We start from the raw sequence: 1,622 nt of genomic DNA on the forward strand, positions 1-1,622 counted from the left end.
CTGGACAGTGAAAAGTTTTCACATTTAAGAAGCAAGCGAATCCGCATCCGGATGGGCCGATTGCTGCTTGGAACGAATTATTCGGGTTAGCGCCAGATGCGGGTTTTGAGCAAACAAGCGAAAAAGCGATTGGCGCAAGTAAGCGACGACCGTCGCCTCCGACACGATCGACCTGGAAGGCGTGCGCAGATAGCGGAAGAACAGCGCAGGCGTACGACCGGAAAAGCGTAGCGCGAGAAGCTGCACGATGCCTGTCGCGATGACACTGCACATGACGAAGCCTTCGATGGCCCGGAGAGTCAACCGAATCCGTTTCCGAGCCGACTCGTTTGTCACCTGCTCCAGCGGATCCGTCTCTGTTTTGCGGCGGTAGCGGTTCAGCTTCGGCATCGACGCGCTCCAGAAGCGATAGCCGAACGCGCCGATCACTTGCTTCATTTCCCGAAACGTGCATTCAATCTTGAAACGGTATCCGTACAGCGTGATAATCTCCGTCGCTTCCAGCGCCAGATCGGTGCTGACGAGAATCGAAAGGCGGTCGCCGTGTCGAACGAGGACAAAGCGCAGCTCTTGATAGAGGCCCTGCCCCCATAACAAATCCAGACACAGGAAGGAGACGGTTTCTTCCTTGCCATAGATCGTCACGACAGCAGTTTGAAAATCGGCCGCGCGCGTCTGGAACAGCTCGGCGAGCCGCAGCATCTTGCCTTTCTTCGGCGGACGGCCGCGGCCCGGTTTCTTCGGTTCCGGTCTCTCATAGGCGACCGCATTCATTTTCGCTTTGGTGACGAGATGCATGCGTGCATCGCTGGCCCGATTTCCTTCGGTCAACCGCTGCAGCGCAGAGATGGACAGGAAATACCGGTCCAACAGAAGCAGCGCCCCGCCAAAGGTGCGAGCGGCGACGAAGGCCTGTTCGACCATTTGCACGACATGGGAAGCCTGACGCTCCTCGGAGCCGTCCGCCCATCCGAAGATCGCTTTCACGCCATCCTGCAGATTCATGAACAGGGGCAGGCAGAACCATTTTTGCGGCGCGCCCGCCAGAATGCCGATGGCGCCGAACAAATGACCGAAGATATACTCGCCTTTGGAGACATTTTCGGATTCCTGATGCAGCTTCTTCACGCCCGGCATATGCCGTCCTTCTTTGGCCTGCTTCATCCCGTCGCCGACGAGAACGACACGTCCGCGCACGTACAGGAGCGGAGCGAAGCGATGAACGACCTTCTGCCAGGCGAGCCGCAGCGATCCCGGCGACCAGGCGGAAGAACGAAAGAAATGGATCATCGACTCGTAATGACGCGGATGCAGCGCCAGATCCCGGACGATGGAAGTGACACCGAGATGATCGGAACGAACCATCAAACCGACAACGATGACAACGAACCACTCGAAGGCGGCGACGCGGGAAAAGCAAGCTCGAAATGCACATAGAACTTCATTCATCAATTTCAACATGGACTGGTCGATCGTAACGAAATCGGGTACACTACTCTTGTAACCCTCTCTTGCGATCTGATCTCCTTTCTGGTGTCGGAGCCTTAAGGATACTACAGATTCGCTTGATTGGGTTATTTTGCTATGTGACGATTTTTCGACAAGAACTTTTCACTGTCCAG

Annotated in this window: 1 protein-coding gene; it reads right to left on the bottom strand. The window is 55.9% G+C overall.

Annotated features, from left to right (window positions below):
• Positions 1-24: 24 nt before the first annotated feature.
• On the bottom strand, positions 25-1,461 hold the full coding sequence (locus ABEV74_RS06680; protein WP_430144582.1) for a transposase: 1,437 nt from the start codon (positions 1,459-1,461) through the stop codon (positions 25-27).
• Positions 1,462-1,622 lie beyond the last annotated feature (161 nt).

The sequence above is a fragment of the Paenibacillus cisolokensis genome, from assembly GCF_050481165.1.
Lineage (GTDB): Bacteria > Bacillota > Bacilli > Paenibacillales > Paenibacillaceae > Paenibacillus_AH > Paenibacillus_AH cisolokensis.

Bases quoted from the DNA above. Each gene is read 5' to 3' on its own strand.
- ABEV74_RS06680 (WP_430144582.1), bottom strand. From the start codon at position 1,461: ATGTTGAAATTGATGAATGAAGTTCTATGTGCATTTCGAGCTTGCTTT.